18 protein-coding genes are annotated in these 20,503 nt (G+C 69.1%); 4 read left to right on the top strand and 14 right to left on the bottom strand.

What is annotated here, in order from left to right:
• Positions 1 to 684: 684 nt before the first annotated feature.
• Positions 685 to 1,836 (bottom strand): C45 family autoproteolytic acyltransferase/hydolase, encoded by a 1,152-nt coding sequence (locus P7L68_RS01185; protein ID WP_371999163.1) that lies wholly within the window; start codon positions 1,834 to 1,836, stop codon positions 685 to 687.
• A 203-nt stretch (positions 1,837 to 2,039) separates the two neighbouring features.
• Between P7L68_RS01185 and P7L68_RS01180 the strand changes: the two genes are divergently transcribed.
• Complete coding sequence (locus tag P7L68_RS01180; protein WP_371999162.1) at positions 2,040 to 2,990, top strand: GntR family transcriptional regulator; 951 nt, start codon at positions 2,040 to 2,042, stop codon at positions 2,988 to 2,990.
• A 253-nt stretch (positions 2,991 to 3,243) separates the two neighbouring features.
• Here P7L68_RS01180 and P7L68_RS01175 read toward each other — a convergent pair whose 3' ends face one another.
• The 5 genes from P7L68_RS01175 to P7L68_RS01155 form a co-directional block, all read right to left on the bottom strand.
• Positions 3,244 to 3,879 (bottom strand): FMN-binding negative transcriptional regulator, encoded by a 636-nt coding sequence (locus P7L68_RS01175; RefSeq protein WP_371999161.1) that lies wholly within the window; start codon positions 3,877 to 3,879, stop codon positions 3,244 to 3,246.
• A 14-nt stretch (positions 3,880 to 3,893) separates the two neighbouring features.
• On the bottom strand, positions 3,894 to 5,348 hold the full coding sequence (locus tag P7L68_RS01170) for an amidase (RefSeq protein ID WP_371999160.1): 1,455 nt from the start codon (positions 5,346 to 5,348) through the stop codon (positions 3,894 to 3,896).
• Between the two features lie 84 nt (positions 5,349 to 5,432).
• A complete protein-coding gene (locus tag P7L68_RS01165; protein ID WP_371999159.1) occupies positions 5,433 to 6,329 on the bottom strand; it encodes an efflux RND transporter periplasmic adaptor subunit in 897 nt (298 codons plus the stop codon).
• On the bottom strand, positions 6,326 to 6,541 hold the full coding sequence (locus P7L68_RS01160; protein WP_371999158.1) for a DUF1656 domain-containing protein: 216 nt from the start codon (positions 6,539 to 6,541) through the stop codon (positions 6,326 to 6,328). Before P7L68_RS01160 ends, P7L68_RS01165 begins: the two co-directional genes overlap by 4 nt.
• A complete protein-coding gene (locus tag P7L68_RS01155) occupies positions 6,538 to 8,709 on the bottom strand; it encodes an FUSC family protein (protein WP_371999157.1) in 2,172 nt (723 codons plus the stop codon). Before P7L68_RS01155 ends, P7L68_RS01160 begins: the two co-directional genes overlap by 4 nt.
• Positions 8,710 to 8,786: 77 nt before the next feature.
• Here P7L68_RS01155 and P7L68_RS01150 point away from each other — a divergent pair, with 77 nt between their 5' ends.
• The gene (locus P7L68_RS01150; RefSeq protein ID WP_371999156.1) at positions 8,787 to 9,578 is read left to right on the top strand and encodes a helix-turn-helix transcriptional regulator; all 792 of its coding nucleotides are present in this window, start codon (positions 8,787 to 8,789) and stop codon (positions 9,576 to 9,578) included.
• Positions 9,579 to 9,617: 39 nt separating this feature from the next.
• Here the strand turns inward: P7L68_RS01150 and P7L68_RS01145 are convergent, their stop codons facing one another.
• The 6 genes from P7L68_RS01145 to P7L68_RS01120 form a co-directional block, all read right to left on the bottom strand.
• Positions 9,618 to 10,604 carry a putative 2OG-Fe(II) oxygenase gene (locus P7L68_RS01145; RefSeq protein ID WP_371999155.1) on the bottom strand — a complete coding sequence of 329 codons (987 nt, stop codon included), beginning with the start codon at positions 10,602 to 10,604 and terminating at the stop codon, positions 9,618 to 9,620.
• Positions 10,601 to 10,885 (bottom strand): PqqD family protein, encoded by a 285-nt coding sequence (locus P7L68_RS01140; RefSeq protein ID WP_371999154.1) that lies wholly within the window; start codon positions 10,883 to 10,885, stop codon positions 10,601 to 10,603. Before P7L68_RS01140 ends, P7L68_RS01145 begins: the two co-directional genes overlap by 4 nt.
• Entirely contained in the window at positions 10,882 to 11,916 is a 1,035-nt protein-coding gene (locus P7L68_RS01135) for an aspartyl/asparaginyl beta-hydroxylase (protein WP_371999153.1), read from the bottom strand. Before P7L68_RS01135 ends, P7L68_RS01140 begins: the two co-directional genes overlap by 4 nt.
• Positions 11,909 to 13,849: an asparagine synthase-related protein gene (locus tag P7L68_RS01130; RefSeq protein WP_371999152.1), complete on the bottom strand. Its 1,941-nt coding sequence runs from the start codon at positions 13,847 to 13,849 to the stop codon at positions 11,909 to 11,911. Before P7L68_RS01130 ends, P7L68_RS01135 begins: the two co-directional genes overlap by 8 nt.
• A gap of 12 nt (positions 13,850 to 13,861) precedes the next feature.
• Positions 13,862 to 14,017 carry a hypothetical protein gene (locus P7L68_RS01125; RefSeq protein WP_197465060.1) on the bottom strand — a complete coding sequence of 52 codons (156 nt, stop codon included), beginning with the start codon at positions 14,015 to 14,017 and terminating at the stop codon, positions 13,862 to 13,864.
• A 254-nt stretch (positions 14,018 to 14,271) separates the two neighbouring features.
• Positions 14,272 to 14,751, bottom strand: a complete 480-nt coding sequence (locus P7L68_RS01120; protein ID WP_014747129.1) for an Lrp/AsnC family transcriptional regulator — start codon at positions 14,749 to 14,751, stop codon at positions 14,272 to 14,274.
• A gap of 151 nt (positions 14,752 to 14,902) precedes the next feature.
• On the opposite strand from P7L68_RS01120, the gene P7L68_RS01115 reads away from it, so the two are divergent.
• Positions 14,903 to 15,688: an acetoacetate decarboxylase family protein gene (locus tag P7L68_RS01115; protein WP_371999151.1), complete on the top strand. Its 786-nt coding sequence runs from the start codon at positions 14,903 to 14,905 to the stop codon at positions 15,686 to 15,688.
• Between the two features lie 34 nt (positions 15,689 to 15,722).
• On the opposite strand, the gene P7L68_RS01110 is transcribed toward P7L68_RS01115, so the two are convergent.
• Both P7L68_RS01110 and P7L68_RS01105 read right to left on the bottom strand, forming a co-directional pair.
• Positions 15,723 to 16,859 (bottom strand): CaiB/BaiF CoA transferase family protein, encoded by a 1,137-nt coding sequence (locus P7L68_RS01110; RefSeq protein WP_371999236.1) that lies wholly within the window; start codon positions 16,857 to 16,859, stop codon positions 15,723 to 15,725.
• A 156-nt stretch (positions 16,860 to 17,015) separates the two neighbouring features.
• Complete coding sequence (locus P7L68_RS01105; protein WP_371999150.1) at positions 17,016 to 18,545, bottom strand: diguanylate cyclase; 1,530 nt, start codon at positions 18,543 to 18,545, stop codon at positions 17,016 to 17,018.
• A 290-nt stretch (positions 18,546 to 18,835) separates the two neighbouring features.
• On the opposite strand from P7L68_RS01105, the gene P7L68_RS01100 reads away from it, so the two are divergent.
• A complete protein-coding gene (locus P7L68_RS01100; RefSeq protein ID WP_371999149.1) occupies positions 18,836 to 20,503 on the top strand; it encodes an AMP-binding protein in 1,668 nt (555 codons plus the stop codon).

Below are 20,503 nucleotides of genomic sequence, written 5' to 3'. Positions count from 1 at the left end.
GGGGATGGTCGACGGCGGTGGCAGACAGCGGCGGTGGTGGTTGCACGGTGCGGACGCGATCGACGGCGGTGTCGGACAGTGGCGGGGTGGCGGGCACGTTCGATCGTTCCCGCAGGGCCCGGCAGTCATGTCCGGCGCCCCCCTGCCCGCCCCGGCACAGCCCCTCCACCGTCATCCCCGCGAAGGCGGGGATCCAGGTTTGTCGCCGTGCGAAGAACACCGACAAACCGGGCACCGGCCGGGAGGACGGGAGCGGCAGGGGGCTGACAGGGAGGTGGTCGCGAGCGGTCATCGATCATTCCTGTGGAGGCCTACCTGGATCCCCGCCTTCGCGGGGATGACGGTGTTTCTTTTGTGCGAAGACGGTCGACGACGGTGTCGGACAGGGGCTGCGGTGGTCGGGCGGTGCGGGGATGGTCGACGGCGGTGGCAGACAGCGGCGGTGGTGGTTGCACGGTGCGGACGCGATCGACGGCGGTGTCGGACAGTGGCGGGGTGGCGGGCACGTTCGATCGTTCCCGCAGGGCCCGGCAGTCATGTCCGGCGCCCCCCTGCCCGCCCCGGCACAGCCCCTCCACCGTCATCCCCGCAAAGGCGGGGATCCAGGTTTGCCGCCATGTGGAGGACAGCGACATGGCGGGCGCCGGCCGGGAGGACGGCGTGAAGGTCGTACAGAAACGGCGCTCAGCCGCCCGCGCCGTCCATTTCCAGCGTGTAGGTGGTGAAGCGGGTCGACAGGGCCGGCATCGGGCAGACTTCCATCAGCCCCAGTGCCGGCTCCATCACCACCATGGCGACGGTGGAGGAGATGGAGCCACCGGCCCCCGGGCGTGGCGGGCGGCAGACCGAGTAGGGGATGCCGAAATCGTCGAAGAAGGCGGCTTTCAGCACGTCGCGGTCGATCTGCCCGGCCTTCGCCGCCAGCGCCCGGCGGACCCGCCAGTCGCGATAGAAGCTTTCGGGCACGAAGGGAATGCCGGTGTCGCGGATCCTGGTGCGGGCGATGTCGCCGATCCAGTGATTGGCATGCACGATCATGCCGTTCTCGTCCGGCCAGATCGGGAAGGCCTCGTCGGGGGCGCATTCGAAATCAATCGCGAAGCCTTCCGACCAGCTCAGCATCATGTTGTTCGACGCCGATTTGGGCGTGCAGGACACCGTCTTCATCGCCAGCGCCATATGCTGCTGTTCCAGCGCCTTGCGCCGGATCAGCGCCAGCGGCACGCCGACCTGGGCATAGTCGCGATCGCATTCCAGGTAATTGGCGGTGATGGCGATGCCGGCCGAATTCAGGCCGCAGCGCGCCAGCCCGCCGGCCTCGGTCATGGTCAGCAGGTCGGGGCCGTCGTCGCGGCGGATCTTCAGCACCACGGTGGTATGCGCGCATTCCGGCCGCCAGTCCCAGTTCTGGCCGTGGATCAGCCGGCCATGGGCGGTGTGGCTGCCCAGAATCACCGCACCGGTGCAGCCGTCCGGCTCCTCGTCCGGGATGCCGGCGCGCTGGCGGCCGATCTGCAGGATCTCGGTGCGGGCATTGATCAGCAGGATGTGTTCAAGATCGCAGCCCGCCCCCTCGGCGATGCCGCGCATCTCGTCCACATAGGCCGGATCATAGCCTTCCACCAGCGGCAGGAATTCCCGCGCAATGGCGGCGATCGACGACCAGTCGTGGTTCATCGCCCGCAGCTGGGCGGTATAAAGGGCGACACTGCCCAGCACCTGGGATTTGAGCGCCGCGCCATAGGTCCGGCCCCGCTCGACAGGCGTGCCGCGCAGCTCGACCATGGGGAAATCGACGACATCGGCGGCGGATATCGGGGCCACGGGTGGGATCATCGGGGGAGGTTCCTCGGGATAGGGCTGACCCATGTTGCACTGAAGGTGCGAAGAAGACAATTTTTCCGGGCCGACCGGCCGCACGGCGCCACGGATGCAACCCGCGCTTGATCGGCGGCCAAAGCCGTGGTTAACAAGGGATGCACGCGCGCGGGCCGCAGCCGGGGCCGGTCGCGCACCCCACAGATCAGGCTGTCTTTTCGATGGTGACGATGCCCGAGGCCGAGGACGACGACGCACCGCAGGCCGGGCTGTCCGCCCTGCAGATCGAGGTGGCGCGCCGGATTCTGGAGCGCATCCGCGACGGCCGCTGGGCACCGGGAGAGCGTTTTCCGGAGCTGGCCCTGGCCAAGGCGCTGGACGTGTCGCGCACGCCGGTGCGCCGGGCGCTGGAGCTGCTGGAAAGCGAAGGGCTGATCGCCCAGTCGCCCGGCCGCAGCTTCCGGCTGATCGACGATCCGCTGGCCATCGCCGCGGCCGCAGCCCGCGTCGAGGCCCGCCTGCCCGCCTCGGATACCGAGCGGGTCTATCAGATGATCATCGCCGACAAGGCGCAGGGCCGGATCGGCCAGGATGTCTCCGAGGCGGAGCTGCTGCCCCGCTATGGCGTCTCTCACGGCACGCTCCGCCGGGTGCTGATCCGTCTGTCGACCGAAGGGCTGGTGACCCGCCAGCCCGGCCATGGCTGGCGCTTCGTCGACAGCCTGGACGACGACGACGCGGTGACGGAAAGCTACGCCTTCCGCATCGCCATCGAATGCCAGGCCCTGGCCCAGCCCCGCTACCGGGTCGATACCACCCGTTTCGCCGAGCTGCGGGCCGCCCATCTGAAGGTGCTGGCCGCCGATCGCGACACGCTGGACGAGCGCGAATGGTTCCGGGTCAACGCCGCCTTCCACGAGGCGATCGTGGCCGGCGCCGGCAACCGTTTCTTCGATCAGGCGATCGCCCAGCAGAACAATCTGCGCCGCATCCAGGAACGCGACGAGTTCCGCCGGTTGACGCCCGACCGGGTGGTGCAGTCCTGCTGCGAACATCTGGCGATCCTCCAGGCGATCGAGGCGGGCAACCGCCGGCTGGCGGCGGCCCTGCTTCGCCATCATCTGGCCCAGGCGGCCGAATTCCCCGAGGACGAGGGGGAGAGTCTTTTTTAGCCCCTCGCCGGGAGTCTGTATGGCCCTCGCCGGGCGGCCACTGTCGTGGCCTTGGCCGCCGCCTCAATGGCGGCTGGGAAGAGTCTTTTTTAGTCCCTCGCCGGGCGGCCACTGTCGTGGCCTTGGCCGCCGCCTCAATGGCGGCTGGGGAGAGTCTTTTTTAGTCCCTCGCCGGGCGGCCACTGTCGTGGCCTTGGCCGCCGCCTCAATGGCGGCTGGGAGGGTCGTTCAGCCCCTCGTCCGGCGGGGCGGTTCACTGGCGGTAGTGCGCGGCCATTTCGGTGGCGAGGGCACGGTCTTCGTCGCGGGGGCTTTCCGCCAGCGCGCGGATCACCGCGGTGCGGTCGGCTTCGGGGCGTTCCTGGCTGAACTTGGCCAAAGCCTCCACCGTCTGGATGACGATCTCGAAGGCCTGGATGCGCGGCAGCATGGCCTGGATATCGGCCTCGTCCAGCACCTCCAGCGGCCAGGGCTGCGGCTGCTGCGCCTCGAAATGCGCAACCGTGCGGGCCAGCGCCGCGCGGTTGGCCTCCGCACCCGTCAGCAGGCGGATATGGCCGGTGACGTGCAGCGCCGAATAGTTCCAGGTCGGCGCATCCGCCCCCGTCACATACCAGGCCGGCGACACATAGCCGTCGGGGCCGGTGAAGACCGCCAGCACCGGCACGCCGTCGCGAAGCCGCAGCGCCTGCGGGTTGACGCAGGCGATGTGGCCGAGCAGCCGGTCGCCCGGCGCCAGGCCGTCATCCAGCCGGATCAGCGGCAGATGGCTTGCAAGCGGCGCCCCGCCCTGGGGCGGCACATCCACCAGCATGGCGAAGCCGTGGGCATCGACGAAGGCCGCGCGCCGCGCGGCCTCCTCGATCCGATAGCGTGCAGGTGCATACATGGCGACGGGCGCCCTCAGCCGCGCGACGCGTGAACCGGCGGCAGGTGCTGCGCCCAGGGCGCCGCCTCCTCGATCCGGGCCGCCAGGCGGAACAGCGTCGCCTCGTCGCCCGGCCGGGCGATGAACTGCACGCCCACCGGCAGACCGCCTTCGCTGAAACCACCCGGCACCGACATCGCCGGCTGGCCGGTGACATTGGCGATATGGGTGAAGCCCAGATGGCCCATCACCCGGTCCAGATAGAGGTCGAGGTCCAGCCCGTCGCTGTCCAGATAGCCATGGGCCATCGGCGCCTGCGGCAGGGTCGGGGTCATCAGCAGGTCGTAATCGCCGAAGAAGCGGCAGAAGCGCCGCGCCTCCGCCCCCATCCGGCCGCGCGCATCCAGCAGCGCCGGCGCCGGCGTGGCCCGACCGCGGGCCGCCGCGGCCAGAAGCCCGCCCTCGACCGTGCTGCGATCGACCGGCCGGCCCATGACCTTCGAAAGGTCGTCGATCTGCGCCGCATCATAGGCGCAGAGCATCAGTTTCAGCGCCTCGGCCACCGCCTCGCCGTCATAGACCGGCACGGCCTCGACCACCTCGTGGCCCATCTCTTCCAGCAGCTTCGCCATGCGCAGCGTGGCGGCGCGGGCATCCTCGGTCACCTCCACCCGCACCGGCGGGGTCAGGCTGAGGGCGATCTTCAGCCGGCCGGGGGCGGCGGCCAGTTCCTCGATCCACGGCCGGGCCTTGGGCGGTGCGAAATAGGGCGCGCCGACATCGGGACCGTCGGTCAGATCCAGCATCAGCGCGCTGTCGCGGACGCTGCGGGTGACGACATGCTCCGACACCAGGCCGCCCCACAGATCCCACGACACCGGGCCGGCCGGGGTGCGGGCGCGCGAGGGCTTCAGCCCGAACGTGCCGGTCGACGAAGCCGGGCAGCGGATCGAGCCGGCACCGTCATTGGCATAGGCGATCGGCACCATGCCCGCCGCCACCGCCGCCGCCGACCCGCCGCTGGAGCCGCCGACACTGAAGCCATGCTTCCAAGGGTTGTGCGTCGGACCATTCGCGACCGGTTCGGTTGTGGCGTTCGAGCCGTATTCCGGCAGATTGGTCTTGCCGACCACGATCACGCCGGCCTTGCGGTAGCGCGCCATGATCTCGGTGTCGTAATCGCGGGTGAAGCCGGCGGCAAGGCGGCTGGCATTGGCGCTCGGCACCCCGGCATAGGACTGGCAGTCATCCTTGAGCAGCACCGGCACGCCATAGAGCGGCGTGGCTGCGGGATCGAGCCGGTCGAGCGCCGCCAGCTGCTCTTCGGCCTGCGCCTCCATGCGCATGATCACGGCGTTCAGGGCAGGATCGACCCGGTCGATCGCGGCAAAGGCGGCCGCAACGGCCTCGCGCGGGCTCACTTCCTTCGCACGGATACGCGCGGCCAGCGCAACGGCATCATCCGTCGCATAGGTTTCGACGAAGCTCATCAATCTGCCCTCTGTCAGAGCGGGGTGCATGTGTCTGATGAGGTGGACCGTAACAAACTGCGTTCTGAACGTAAATAAGACAGTTTAAAAAAGACTCGGCCGGCCGGGCGCCTCCCCGGCGGGGATGATCTCGACCGCGGCCGTCATGCCGGCGACCAGTTCGACCCCGGGCGGCACTGCGTCGATCCGGATGCGGACGGGGATGCGCCGGGCCAGGCGCACCCAGGCAAAGGTTGCCGCCACATCGGGCAGCCCCAGCTGGCCTGGGGCATCGTTGTCGTTCTCGATGCCGCGGCCGATGCTGTCGACATGGCCCGACAACGGCTGGCCCACCCCCATCAGGCGGATCTGCGCCGGCCGCCCCGGGTGGATGTGCCGGAGCTTCGTCTCTTCGAAATAGCCGGTGACCCGGAAACTGGCCGCATCGACGATCGAGATGCGGCTTTCCCCCGCAATGGCGTAATCGCCGGGCCGGAGCCGGAGGTTGCTGACATAGCCGTCGACCGGAGAACGCACGGTCGTGCGCGCCAGATCGAGCCGCGCAATGTCGAGCCGCGCCCGGGCGGCCCGCCAGTCGGCATCGGCCACCGCGGCCGCCGCCTCCACCTGCTGGAGATCTTCACGCGAGATCGCCTCGCGGAGCTGCCGGCGGCGCGCGGCTGCCGCCCGGCGGACGAGCATGTCCTGACGCCGGGCCTCGACATCGGCTTCGGCCGACATCACCGCCAGCCGATAGCGTTCGGGATCGACGACATAGAGCACGTCGCCCCGATGAACATAGGCATTGTCGCCGACCGATACGGTGGCGATGGTGCCGGATACCTCCGGGGCGAGCCGGACGACATCGGCGCTGACCCGGCCGTCGCGGGTCCAGGGCACCTGCTGGTATCGGTCCCAGACATGCAGGGCGACAAGGCCGGCCGGCACCACCAGGCAGAGGGTGAGCGCATAGCGGCCGAGACGGGAAAAGATCTGGGTCATTGAAGCAATCCGGTCGATGGCAGGTACTGCACGAGCAGACCGTAGATGATGGCGAAGACCGCCAGCTCGACGAACGGCCGGCCGGCGAAACGGCGGCTGAGCCCCGTCGAGACCAGGATCCGGATCACCAGCAGGGTGGCGGCCAGCGCGAGCAGCGCCAGCACCAGCAGGCCGGGGACGAACACGCCCCCCAGATCGGCATCGACGATCATGCGCCGGGCTCCCCGCCGGTCGCGCCCTTGAGCCCGAGCGCGAAGCCGAGATCGATGACGAGGTCGAGCAGACGGGCGCGGTTGTGAAGCGAACTGCCGGCGATCAGCCCGGTCAACGCCCCGATGCGCGCCTCCAGGCCCTCCACCCGGGCGGGATCCGGCCGCCGGGCCCCGACATCCAGGGCGATCGCGGAGAGCAGCCCGCGGACATCGCGGCCGATATGCCCCTCCACCCGGCAGATTTCGTGGCGCAGCAGCCCGGCGGCATGACCGATGCGCAGATGATGCAGCGTGTCGTCGAGAATATCGGGGCGCGGTGCGCCCGACAGCCTGAGCCTTGGCAGCAGAAGCGCCGTCCGGTCGATCATGAGGTTGGTCCAGTACGCCTCGTCGGGGGCGGCCCCCAGGATACGCCGCGTCACGTCCCGGCGGCTGAGCCTGAGCAGCCGGTCGATCGCCGCATGGACCGGTACGGTCTGAAAGATCGTCATGCTCACCACTGCAAAGCCGGTTGCCGCAAAAAGCGCGACCACATTGTTGAGAGCCGCGGCGAAGTCGCCGCCATAGCCGGTATCCAGCCCGCCCAGAATCGGGACCGTGAGCGTGATCCCCAGCGCCAGGAAGGTGGTCGGCGGGCGCGCCTGAAGGGAGCCCGCGAACAGGAAGACCGGGGCGAGGACCACGACCAGAAGGGTGAAATCGGGCACCCGGGGCAGGATGACGAAGCCATAGACCAGGCTGATCACGACCCCGTAGACCGAGCCGCGCATATATGTCCGCAGCGGCGGCGCCGGCGCATCGAGATTGCCGAACAGGGCGCAGCAGACGCCCAGGATCGAGACCGCCATCCCGCCATCCGGCCAGCCCGACCAGATCCAGAACAGGCAGCCGATCGTGACGCCGATGGCGGCGCCGGCCCCCGCCCGCACGGCCATCCATGGGTCGCGGTGATAGACATAGCCCCTGGCGGGCCGTGGCGACGCCGCGCCGGCGCGCGGCCCTGCGCCCCCCGAAACCTCCCGCCAGAGCCGGTCGCAATCGTGGAGCAGGCCGATCATGTCCGCCAGATGACCGGCGAGATTGGCGGCAAGCCGGTCATGCGGCGTTACAGCCCCGGCGGCCAGCCTTGCCCCGAGCGACCGCGCCCGATCGATCAGCCCGGCGGCCGCCTCTTCCCGTGCCGCCACATCACCGGTGGCGATCCAGCTGCGGAGATCGGCCACCAGCCGCGTGATCCCGTCTTCCGGACGATCATTCCCGAGGGCCTCGATCTTCTCAACGAGGCCGAGGGCCTCGATCTTCTCAACGAGGCCGAGGGCCTCGATCTTCTCAACGAGGCCGAGGGCCTCGATCCGATCCTCCACCTCCATCGTCAGCGGCAGCAGGCGGGCAAGCCGGTCGTGGATCATCCGGCGCAGCGCGGCATGCGGCGGCCGGGGGGCCGGATCATAGGGCAGCTGCGTCCCCAGGCCCTGCAGGCCGAGAAGATCGGCCGCGAGCTGCCGGCGATCGTCCTGCATCCGCCGGTCCCCGGCACCGCCCAGGGCATCGCCCGCCAGGCGCCGGGCATCCTGAAGGGTGACCGCAAGCCGGCCGATGAATTGATCGGTCACATGCTTCGGCAGAACAAGGCGATGGACCAGAACGGCGCAGAGGATCCCGATGGAAATCTCCTGAACCCGCACCAGGGCGGTGGTGAAGATCTGGCCCGGATCGAGCACGCCCGGAAAGCCGATCAGGCTGGCGGTATAGCCGGCCAGAACGAAGGCATAGGCGCGGGGCGTGCGATCGAGCGCCGAGAGGGCGAGGCACAGGCCGATCCAGCCGGCGAGCACGATGCTGCACAGGATCGGATCGTTCACGAAGGCCGGAATGATCACCACGGTCGCCGCCGCACCGACCAGCGTTCCGACGAAGCGATAGACGCCCCGCCCTGCCGATGCGCCCGCAGAGGTCTGCGAAACGATATAGACGGTCAGAACCGCCCAATAAGGCCGCGGAAGCCCGATGGACGCCGCGATGTACCAGGCCAGCATCGCCGCGGCGAAGCTTTTCGCCGAAAACAGCAGCGCCTCTGCATCCGCCCTCGTCCCGGGCGCATGGCAGAAGCGCCGGAGGCGACGGCCGGCTGCGGCGAAGACGGGCTGGGGGCGATGATCGGTGCTCATGCGGCGGAGTATCACCGCATCGCCATATCGGTTAAATTCGATATCCGGTCATAAAATCACTGAAAACTGCCAATCCCGTGCCCCCTGCCCGATCCGCCGTATCCGCCTTCGACCCCGATCTCACCGATCGGCCGGCCGTCGCAAGCCAGCTCGATTTCGCAGACCATGCGGAAGAGGTTCCCGTCCATCTTCATCGCAAGGGGCAGCTGATCCTTGCCCGGCGCGGGGCCGTGACCTGCACGGCGGATCATGACATCTGGATCGTCCCGCCCGATTGCGGGGTGTGGATTCCGGGCGGGATGCCCCACAGCGCCCGGGCGACCGCGAATGCCCGCCTCAGCTATCTGTTCGTGGAACCGGGGGCCGCCCTGCTGCCCGACAGCTGCTGCACCCTGTCGCTCTCGCCGCTGGTGCGGGAAATGGTCGACCGGCTGGCGCGGGAACCGGCCGATTATCCGGCCGACAGCCATGCCGCCCGGCTGGCGCGCGTCACGCTCGACGAGCTGGCCGTGATGCCGCGGGAGCGTTTCAACCTGCCGATCTCGGGCCACCCCAAGATCCGCGCGATCGCAGACGCCCTGACCGTCGATCCCACCGACCGCAGCACGCTCCGCGACTGGGCAAAGCGCGTGGCCATGAGCGAACGCTCGCTCGCCCGGCTGATGATCCGGGAAACCGGCCTGACCTTCGGCCGCTGGCGGCAGCAGCTGCACCTGATCGTCGCCCTGCGCGGGCTGGCCGGGGGCATGGCGGTGCAGAACGTGGCCGCAGAACTTGGCTATGAGTCGGTCAATGCCTTCATCGCCATGTTCAAAAAGGCCATGGGCAGCACGCCGGCGCAGTATTTCGCGGCGCGGCAGCGGGGATGAGGGGGGATCGGGATCCGGCGCCGGGCCACCGCGGCGGTCTCAGGGCCGGTGGCCGGCCTGATCGGCCGCAGCCGGATGAAGTTCGAACGCGACGCAGATCCGCCGCTGATCGCAGCCGAGCGGCACGGTTTCATGGGTGAAATGGCTGGGCATCAGCACCACGAGGCCGGGCTCGGGGCGGATCCAGCGCTCAGCCCAGCCGACCCGGTCGGCCCCACCCTCCGGCCCGTCCCCGTCACCGGCGGCCGCAAAGCCGCGGCCGGCCGCCGGGCCGACGCGCAGCCAGCCGGGCCGGCCTGCCACGTCCGCCACAACCGGCGCATCCGCCACCACCGGCGGCACCTCGGCGTAATAGACGCCGTTCACCCAGCTGGTTGCATGCAGATGGGGCAGATGATGGGTCTTCGCCCCCGACACCACACTCCAGGCCTTGAGAACAAGCCCGGCCGGCCGGGCGCGCAGGAAAGGATTGTCCGGATCCGCCGGCAGACGGTCGACGTAAGCGCAGGCCACCCGCCATAGCCGGTCGAGCAGGCGGCGCAGCACCGGGCTGTCCGACCGTTCCAGATGGTTGCGGCGCGATCCCATGCGGATGGAGCGGTCGCCGGGCCGATCGTAATGCTCCAGCCCGCTCGCCAGCTCGGCCACCAGCGGCGCCAGATCGGGATCGTCGGGGCCGTGCAGGCGGGTGATCGACAGGAACCGCTCGGGGCTGGTCAGCTCTCGGGCGGCTGGGATATTGCCGGCCCAGATCGCCGTGGCGGCCAGCAGGTCGAAGCTGCGCGGATTGGCAAAGCCCGCATCGACCAGCGCCCGGACCAGGGGATAGAGCCGCTCGCGCGGGCGGGCCCAGGTCAGCAGATCGGTGAAGGCCCCGAAGGTTTCGAGATTGGGGTCGATCGCCTGGATGCGGCCGCAGAGCGCCGCGGCCGCATCGGCCCGGCCCTGCAGAAGCAGAAAAGCCGCCTGGCGCGCCATGGAGGCCAGATCCGGATCGGCGGCCTGAAGAGCGGAAGCCTCTCTCACGGCACCTCCTTCCGCACCAGCCCGTGGGTCAGCATGTCAGAGAGCAGCGCCGCGACATCGCGCCGGATGATGTCGAGCGGCGCGTCATAGCGGGCATGCAGCGCACCGCACAGATCCTGGAACCGCGTCGGGGTCTCCAGCTGCCCCCAGATGGCGGTGCCGATGCTGTCCAGGTTGAAATAGGCGCTGCTCGACAGATCCATCATCACCACCTCGCCATCGATCTCGGTGGTGAGCGGCTCGGGAGAACGGATAAAGACGGTCTCAGGGGGGAAGATCATGACGGGGACTGCCTTGCTGCCTGATCGAGGTTGCACATTCCGGAACCGCCATGGGCGACGGCCGCCAGCCGCTGCCAGGGCGCGCGCAGGAAACGGTCGCAGAGGTCGTGCATCTCCGGGGTGGCGGCCGCCTGCTTCTGCGCCCGATCGTCGCTGAAGGGCCGGCGGCCCCGGCGGCCCCAGGCCTGAAGCCGGGTCGCATCGGCCATCGCCGCCGCCTCGGCCGGTGTGGGCGTGATGCCCAGGCGCGGCAGCAGGCGGGTGATCACCGCATCCGGCAGTTCCGCATAATCCAGGATCAGCCAGCCCGCCGGGTCCGCCTCCACCATCGCCGCCATGGCGGCGAAGGCGCGGCCCAGGCAGCGGGCGATGAATTCGGCATCGCTCAACTCCCGCTGCCGGGCGAGCGCCACCCCCGAGAGCAGCGGCGACCAAACCGCATCGCGCAACTTCAACCAGCCCGGCGGCCCTGTCAGGTTCGACACCAGGATTTCCAGCGGATCGCGGATGATCAGCACCCGATGCATATCGGGGTGGAGCTGCGCGAACAGATCCTGATCCCGCCAGCTGCGCAGCGACTGCTTCACAACCAGGTGCCGTGCCCCGGGCCTGACCCGCTGGCCCAGCGCCCGCAGCGCCGCATCCAGCGCCGCCAGCCGGTCGGCGATGGGCACCAGCCCCCAGAAGGCGCCGCAGATATCGACCACGGCCCCCGGCTCGTCCATCACCTGCAGGGCATCGATGCAGGACAGCATGCGGGCGGTGAGCGTCGAGCCGCAGCGCGTCAGATGCCAGATCGCAAGCAGCGGCGGCAACACCGGCGCCGTCGGCGCATGGTCGCGGATCAGCGCAGAGCGCAGCCCCGCCGCGGCCGGATGATCGGCGGCCGGACTGCCATGCAGGCCGAACAGCACCTCCTCGACCGGGGCATCGGCCGCAATCGGCCGCAGCAGGAAGCTGCCGCCGCCGGCCGAAGGCACGGCGCGGACGGGCATCCAGATCGGGCCGGTTTCAGCGAGACCTTCAGCCATTGCGGCCTTCCTGCATCAGGATGAACTGCCCCACCCGCAGCGCCTCGCCCAGCCCCTTGCGCAGACGGTGAGAGGTGGGGAAGCGCCCGGCCTCTTCAGGGGTGGCCGGCCAGGCGTCCAGAATGGCCCGCATGTGCTGCGTATCCAGAAGGGAGCAGGCCAGGGGCGATTGTTCGATCCGGTCGATCTCTGCCGCCATCCAGTCGCGCCGCCGCCCCATCCAGCCGAACCAGTCGGCATGCTGCAGGCCGATCCGACGTTCATCCAGAATGGGTTGCGGCACGCGATCGGCCAGGGTCCGGCGGGCCAGCAGGCGCGGCACCCCGTTGCGGCGGAACTGGTCGCGCGGCAGCGACAGGCAGAACTCAACCAGGCCCAGATCGCAATACGGATCGCGCCAGGACCAGGCCGTCCCTTGAAAGAGATGGGCGTATTGGGCGTTTTTCTGGCGGAAATGTTCCAGCAGCCGGATATGGTTGTCGAGATCGGGCGAGCCCGTGCGCATGGATGGCTGGTCGTGTTCCGTCAGCTGCAACCGTTCCGCGACCTCGGGCCGGATGCTGCTCCATTCCTGCCACCAATAGTCCTGGCCGCCGCGCAACCGCCGCGTCAGGCGGCGAAGGCCGGGGCCGGCCAGGGGCGCCACCGCCTGGCCCCAAAGCGCCCGGGGGCCCCAGAACAGCCGTGGCCGGCCCCGCAATTCCGGGCGATAGGGAACGAGGTTGCGCCAGGCCGCCAGCGCCCGTCCGCGCAGCAACTGATCGGCGGCCACCCGGCCGCCGGTATAGCTGAGCGTGACATTGCCCGCATCGCCGCTCAGGACCACGCCGATGCCCTGTTCGCGCACAATGCGCGCCATGGGCATCAGCATCCAGGACAGTTGATCAGGCCTCTTCACCGGCCAGTCGCGGCTCTGCAGCGGCCCGCCGGCATATTCCATCGACAGGTCGGGTTGCCAGGCATCGACCAGATGTGGCCTCAACCCGGGATAGCGGGCCAGGAAAGGCTGCAAACGCTCCCACTCGTCGGCGAAATGACCGGCATCCGGGGGCAGCTGGGGAACATCGGGATCGGCGCGGATGGTGAGGGTATGGACGGGCGCGTCATGGCGGCGGGACGCGGTCGCGGCGATGCCGGGCGAATCCAGCCCCGCCGACAGCAGGCACAGAACAGGCGTGCCACCGGGGCAGCGCGCGGCGACCGCGCGGTCCAGATGTTCGCGCGCGGCCTCCACATATTCCGCATCCCGGCGCAGGCGCAATCTGCGCCGCGGCACCGGCGACCAGAAGGGCGCCGTCCGCATGGATCCGTCCTGCCATTCCAGATACCAGCCCGGTTGCAGGCGCCGGATATGACGCCAGGGGGTCCGGTCGCCGATCCGGCTTTCCATTTTGACCAGCGGGTAGACAAGCACATCGGGATCCGGTTCCGGATCGACCTCCGGCACGGCCAGCAGCCAGCTGGGCCGGCTGGCCGCAACGATGCCGTCGGGCATGGCGGCATGGCACAGGCTGTCCCGCCCCATCGGGCAGGCGGCGAGCAGCAGCGCGTGATTGGCGGGCGACCAGCGCACCAGGGTGTAGTCGCCATCCAGCCGGGCAAGCCCGTCGACGCCCCACCGGTCCAGAAGGGCGTCGACCAGCCGCACCGGCGTCAGCGGCATCGTCCGGTCCAGCGCCAGCTCTCGGGCCAGATCGGCGAGATTGTAGATCTCTCCGTTGACCAGCGTCACGGCGCCGGACAGGCCCGGCGCGATCGGCCGGGGTGCGGGGCGCCGCAGCCGGCCCGCCGGGTTATCGCGGCCCAGCCCGACGACGATACCGCCGTCGCTCTGATGCACCCGATCGACGCGGAATTCCGACGGGCAGCGGCGGGCCAGATCGCGCACCGCCCCGCCGGTGCCGGCCAGAAACCCGGCGCCGCCCTGCAACATCCTGGTGGCAGGTCAGGAATGGGTGTTGATAAAGCCGTCTGACGACTGATCGCCGCCCCCCTGGGTCAGAGGCGCGGCGTTGTAGACGCCCAGCACCGGCGCAGCCCAGGGCAGCAGGTTCACATTCCGCGCCGGGGCGGGAGAGGCAGTCGTTTCAGGCTCGTTCATATCCACACCAGCACATAACGGGTTCAGTGGCACAAGGCGGCTCAATTTGCACAGGGCGGTTCCGGCACCCGGCCGATCTTGTCTTCGAAGCACTCTGCAGGAAAACGTGGGGATTTTCAAACATATTTTCTGAACGAACTCTTGGGGCCATGGCTTCAGGCGTCGCCTGGCAAAGTCGTTCCAACGTTGTTTACTTTCGCGTAAAGATGATACGTGTCCCCGGCACGGAACCGGCGCCAACGGTCCGGGGCCGGTCACCCCGCCCGCGGCAGCGGCAGGGTGCCGGGCGTCTTGATTTCGCGCAGGACCAGGCTGGAATGCATTTCGCGGATGCCGGGCAGGCGGCGGACCACGGTCATGGCGAAGCTGCCGAAGGCATCCAGATCGGCGGCGACGACCTGGAGCAGGAAATCGGCTTCGCCCGTGATCGCCCAGCAGGCCGTCACCTCGTCCAGGCGCATCACTTCGGCCTCGAACAGCCGGGCCTCGGCTTCGGAATGCACGCCGATGCGGGCGCGGACGAAGGCCTGCACGCCGAGGCCCAGCCTCCGGCGATCGAGCTGCACGCCATAGCCGCGGATCACGCCCAGCTCCTCCAGCCGCCGCACACGTCGCCAGCAGGGCGAGGGGGACAGGCCCACCGCCTGGGCCAGATCCTGATTGCTCATCCGGCCATCGCCCTGAAGGGTGCGCATGATCCGGATGTCGGCGGCATCGAAGCTGATCTCGGGCATGATCCGTCCACAGGATAAGGAGATGGCGGCAGGATCTTGCGGGATCGATGACTTCAGGGGCAAGCCTGGCACACAGCTTTCCGGCAAAACGCGTTACACTGTGCGCATCCGGTGATTGTTGCCGGGGATCATTGCCTGAAAGTTGCCCGCCATGCTCCGTGGCTTCACGCCCCCGTATACTCCCGACGGCCGTTCCTCGCTGGTGCCGGCCCCGCCCTGGCATTATGCCGGTACGGTGCTCTCCATGGCCTGCCCTGCCGACCCGGCCATGACGGCGCGCTTCCTGCCCGACGGTTTCGGCCGCGCGACCGGGCGGATCATCGCCCATGTCTGCGAATGGCAGGCGACCACCGACGGCTGGGAACTGCTCGACCCGGTCAATGCCCAGTACCGGGAATTCATCCTGCTGGTCGAGGCGGAGCGCGACGGCGCCCTGGTCAATTTCTGCCCGATGATCTGGGTGGATCAGGACATCTCGCTGATCCGCGGCTGGCTTCAGGGCTGGCCCAAGAAACTGGGCCAGGTGTGGATGACGCGCTCTTACGGGCTGGACCATCCGGCCGCCGCCCCGCTGCGCGCCGGCACGCGGCTGGGGGCGAGCCTGGCGGTCAAGGACCGGCGGCTGGCCGAAGCCGCGGTGACGCTGGATGGCGGCGAAGGCCAGGCGCTGGGCTTTCTGGCCGGCCCGACCTATGGGCTGGTGGGGGCGCCGTCGATCATCGGCGAACCGACGGCCGGCGCGCTCCGCCTGGTGTTGCCGGGCATCACCGGCCGCGTCGCCGGGCCGATGGCATCGGGCACGGCGGAGCTGCGCTTTTTCGACGCGCCCCGCGACGAACTGGCCGCCCTCCGCCCCACCGGGCCGGCGGTGGCGGCGATCGGCAATGTCGCGATCACCGTGACCGGGGCGACAGAGGTGGGCGTGGTGGCGGGCTGAACCGCCACATGCCCCCCCGCCACCAGCTCATCCTTCAGGCGGCCGCGCCGGATGCCTTCAGCGCCGCGATCTCGTCGGCTGAAAACCCCCAATCGGCCAGGCCCTGATCGGTATGGGCGCCGGGGGCCGGCGGCGGGGTCGGCCGGCCGGGGGCCGTGCGGCTGAAGCGCGGCGCCGGCCCCGGCTGAACCACGCCGTCCACCTCGATGAAGGTGCCGCGTTCGCGGTTATGCGGGTGCTCCGGCGCCTCGAACATCGACAGCACCGGCGCGAAGCAGACATCGCTGCCTTCCATCAGCGCACACCATTCATCACGGGTCTTCGTCCTGAACACCTCGACCAGCCGGGCCTTCATCCGCGGCCATTCCGCCTTGTCGTTCTGGGCGGCGAATTCGGCCGGGTCGAGCCCGGCCAGGCGGATCAGCTCGGCATAAAACTGCGGCTCGATCGAGCCGATCGAGACATGCCTGCCGTCGGCGGTTTCATAGGTGTCGTAGAAATGGGCGCCGCCATCGACCAGATTGGTGTAGCGGCGATCATCCCAACTGCCGGCGGCGGCCATGCCGTACATCATGGTCATCAGGCTGGCGGCGCCGTCGATCATGGTGGCGTCGACCACCTGGCCCTGGCCGCTGCGCCCGGCTTCGATCAGCGCCGCCATCAGCCCGAAGGCCAGATAGAGCGCACCGCCGCCGAAATCGCCGACCAGATTGAGCGGCGGCACCGGCTTGTCCGGCCCGCCGATCGCATGCAGCGCCCCCGACATGGCGATGTAGTTGATGTCGTGGCCGGCCACCTTCGCCAGCGGCCCGGTCTGGCCGAAACCGGTCATGCGGCCATAGACGAGCTTCGGGTTGCGCGCCAGGCAGATATCGGGGCCGAGGCCAAGCCGCTCCATCACGCCGGGGCGGAAGCCTTCGGTCAGGATATCGGCGCTTTCCACCAGCTTCAGCACCGCGGCGACGCCTTCGGGCTTCTTCAGGTCCAGCACCACCGAGCGCTTGCCGCGGTTGGAGAGATCGAATTTCGGGTCGAACAAACCGCTGCCGGTCGCCCGCTCGATCCGCAGCACATCGGCGCCCAGATCGGCCAGCAGCATGGCGCAGAACGGCCCCGGGCCGAGGCCCGCGATCTCGATGACCCTGATCCCCTGAAGCGGACCCATTCCCAGCCTCCCTGTCGGTTGCGGCGCGTTGCCTGCTCGTGATCTTCGGCCCTGCGCCCTGTCTTGTGGCCGTATGCCTGCCTTGCGGCCGTATGATTGAAGTGAACCGCCCGGCTCCGCAACCGTTTTCATCGACCCGTGGGTTTCTTCCCGTCCCGCGGGTCAGGATCCTGCCACCACCACGCGGTCGCGCCCGGTGCGCTTGGCCTCGTAGAGCATGTCGTCGGCGAGCCGGAGAACGGTGCCGGCATCGGCGCCGTCGTCGGGCAGGGCCGCAATGCCGGCCGAGATGGTGACATGGCCGATCGGCTCGATCCGTTCGGTCGCCACCGCCTTGCGCAGGCGTTCGGCCACCGCCAGTGCAGCCGCCGGCGACCGGTCGGGCAGCAGCAGCAGGAATTCCTCGCCGCCGGTCCGGCAGACGAGATCGGTCTCGCGCGCCGTCTGGCGCAGGATCTGGCCCAGCCGTCGCAGCACGGTATCGCCGATCTCGTGCCCCCAGCTGTCGTTGATGCGTTTGAAATGGTCGATATCGATCGCGATGGCCGCGAAAGGCCGGGCCTCGGCGCGCCACAGCTCCAGCACCTCGCCCAGACCGCGGCGATTGACCAGCCCGGTCAGGGGGTCGGTGCGGGCGTCGCGGTCCAGCCGGCCGATCCGGGCCTGGAGCAGGCCGATGCCGATCAGCATCGCCCGCTTGATCTGCCGCGCCTCCACATACCACGACCGCACGCGCTGGATGCGGTCGGCGGTGCCGGGGGCATCCATCTGGCGGGCGCCGTCGGCCAGCTGGCCCAGCGGCCGCGAAATCGCCCGGGCAAACCACCAGATCGCGATCAGGGTGATGACGGCGACCGGGGCGGTTTTGACCGCCACCCGCCACATCAGCTCGTCGAGCGGGGTCAGCGTCACATCGACCGGCCGCTGGGCGACGATGCCCCAGCCGGCCGCCGGCACCGGCGCATAACCGGCCAGCATCGGAACGTTCCGGCTGTTCACGACCTCCATCCGCCCGGCATCGCCGGCGATGGCCGCCTCGATCACGGGGTTGCCCGCCACCCGCTCGCCGATCCGGTCCTCCTCGGGATGGTAGAGCAGCGTCCGGTCCTGATCGACGACATAGAGATACGACCCGTCCTGGTAATGATGTTCGCCCAGAAGCCGGTTGAGCACATTCCGTTCACGCAGATAGATCGTGCCGCCGACATAGCCCAGATAGCGATCATCCGGTGCAAAAACCGGATGGGATATGACCACCAGCATATTGCCGGTGATCGCGGTATAGGGCTGGCTGACCAGCGGCCGGCGCTGTTCCAGCGCCTCGCGCGCCGCGGCCGACTGAAGCTGACGGCCCTTGATCTGAAGCGCTTCCGGCGAGGTCGCCCGGACGATGGCCGCGGTATCGACGATGGCGACGGAGTTGAAACTATGGCTCTGAAGACGCAACCGTTCGGCTTCCTGAAGAAGCCGGGCCTCGTCGTCGGCATGGCGGGCGATGATGCCCGCCGCATAGGCCAGCTGCTCCTGGGCCTCTTCGATGAAGTTCTGGGTCGTGTCGGCCAGTTTCGCGGCATAGGCGCGGTTGGCCTCCAGCGTGGCATCGATCAGCACCTGCCGCTGGACCAGATAGCTGGAATAGAAACCGTTCACCAGCACCACCGCGGCCGATGCCACGGCGAGCGCCACGATCATGCGTTGAAGATCGACTCGGATCAGGAAACGGAACAGGGGTCTCCGCAGGAGGGAGGATCCGCGCTGCGACATCAGGGCCGGGCCTCGTTCTTGTCTGCCTGGGGGTCTTCTCGGCGGCCGGCATCCGGCCGCGGCCAGTGTACATGCCACCCCTGCCGGCTCCCGAGCAATTTTCGCAAGGCGCACCCCCGACGCCGGCAATTCCCGATTCTCTTATTGAATAGATCTATTGATTTATGCACCATCTCCCCCCGACGGCACCGTTCAAGAGCTGCCGCACGGGAGGAAACATGCCGGACCACACGCGCCTTCAGGGCCGCGCAGACTGCGTGCTGCCCGATCTCTTGGATCGTCGCGCCGCGGACACGCCCGATGCCGCCTTCGTCGCCTTTCCCGATCGCCGGGGCGGGGGCGACAGCCAGGTCTGGAGCTACGCGGAGATGCGCGCGCGGGTGCGCGTCATGGCCGCAGCCCTTCAGGCGCTGGGGGTGAAGCCCCGCGACCGGGTGGTGGTCTGGCTGCCCAATGGCGGCCTGTGTCTCACCGCCTGGTTCGCGATCAACTATGCCGGCGCGGTCTATGTGCCGATCAACACCGCCTATAAGGGCAGCATTCTGGAGCATGTGATCCGGGTGTCTGAGGCGCGGCTGGTGATCACCATCGCGGCGCTGGCGGATCGCCTGGCCGGGATCGACACCAGCGTCGTCGACCGGGTGATCGTGGCCGATGCCGCCGATGCATCCGCCGCCGCGGCCCGGCTGCCCGCCGCCCGGGGGATCACCTGGCTGGGGGCGGATGCGCTGGAGAGCACGGCCTCCCCTGCCCCGCTCGCCGAGCCGGTCGAGCCCTGGGACACCCAGTCGATCATCTACACCTCGGGCACCACCGGGCCGTCCAAGGGCGTGCTGTCGAGCTATGCCCATCTGCATGCGATGGGCACGGCGCTCGCCGCCGATCCGCGGCGGGTGCCGTTCCTGGGCGCCGGCGACCGGTTCATGGTCAATCTGCCGCTGTTCCATGTCGGCGGCACGGCGCCGGTCTATGCCATGCTGGCGCTCGGCGGCTCCATCGCCCTGGTCGAGGGCTTCGACACGAAGAGCTTCTGGCCGGCGGTCCGGCAGAGCGGCACCACCTGCGTCATCCTGCTGGGGGTGATGGCGGCCTTCCTGCTGAAGGACCGGGACGAGGGCGCGGCCCGGGGCAGCCCCCTCGCCCATGTCATCGCCATCCCGCTGACCGAAGAGGGCATCGCCTTCCGCAGGCGCTTCGGCGTGACGCTGCATACCCTGTTCAACATGAGCGAAGTCTCCTGCCCGCTGATCGCCGAAGACAATCCCGAGGTGGTGGCAAGCTGCGGCCGGCCCCGTGACGGGGTCGAGGTCCGGCTGGTCGATGCCCATGACCGGGCGGTGGCGCCGGGCGAGGTGGGCGAACTGGTGATCCGCACCGATCTGCCCTGGCAGATGAACCACGGCTATTCCGGCAATCCGGAAGCGACCGCCGCCGCCTGGCGCAATGGCTGGTTCCACACCGGCGATGCCTTCCGGGTGGATGATCAGGGCAACTGGTTCTTCGTCGACCGCTTCAAGGATTCGATCCGCCGCCGGGGCGAGAACGTCTCGTCTTTTGAGGTCGAGGCCGAAATCTGCGCCCATCCCGCCGTGCGCGAGGCGGCCGTGGTCGCCGTGCAGGCGGCCGACAGCGAAGACGAGATCCTGGTGGCGCTGTCGCTGGCCGAGGGTGCCAGCCTGGATCCGGCGGCACTGATCGAGCATCTGCGCCCCCGCATGGCGCACTTCATGATCCCCCGTTATGTCCGTATGCTTGCGGACCTGCCCAAGACGCCCACGAACAAGGTCGAGAAGTACCTGATCCGCAAGGCGGGCGTCACGGCAGACACCTGGGACCGCGAGGCCGCCGGCATCGTGGTGAAACGCGACAAGATCGGGCCGTTCTGA

This window comes from Tistrella mobilis, from assembly GCF_041468085.1.
In the GTDB taxonomy this organism is placed as follows: domain Bacteria; phylum Pseudomonadota; class Alphaproteobacteria; order Tistrellales; family Tistrellaceae; genus Tistrella; species Tistrella mobilis_A.
The sequence above is the reverse complement of the archived record's forward strand: the minus strand, read 5'-3'. Positions and strand labels throughout refer to the sequence as shown.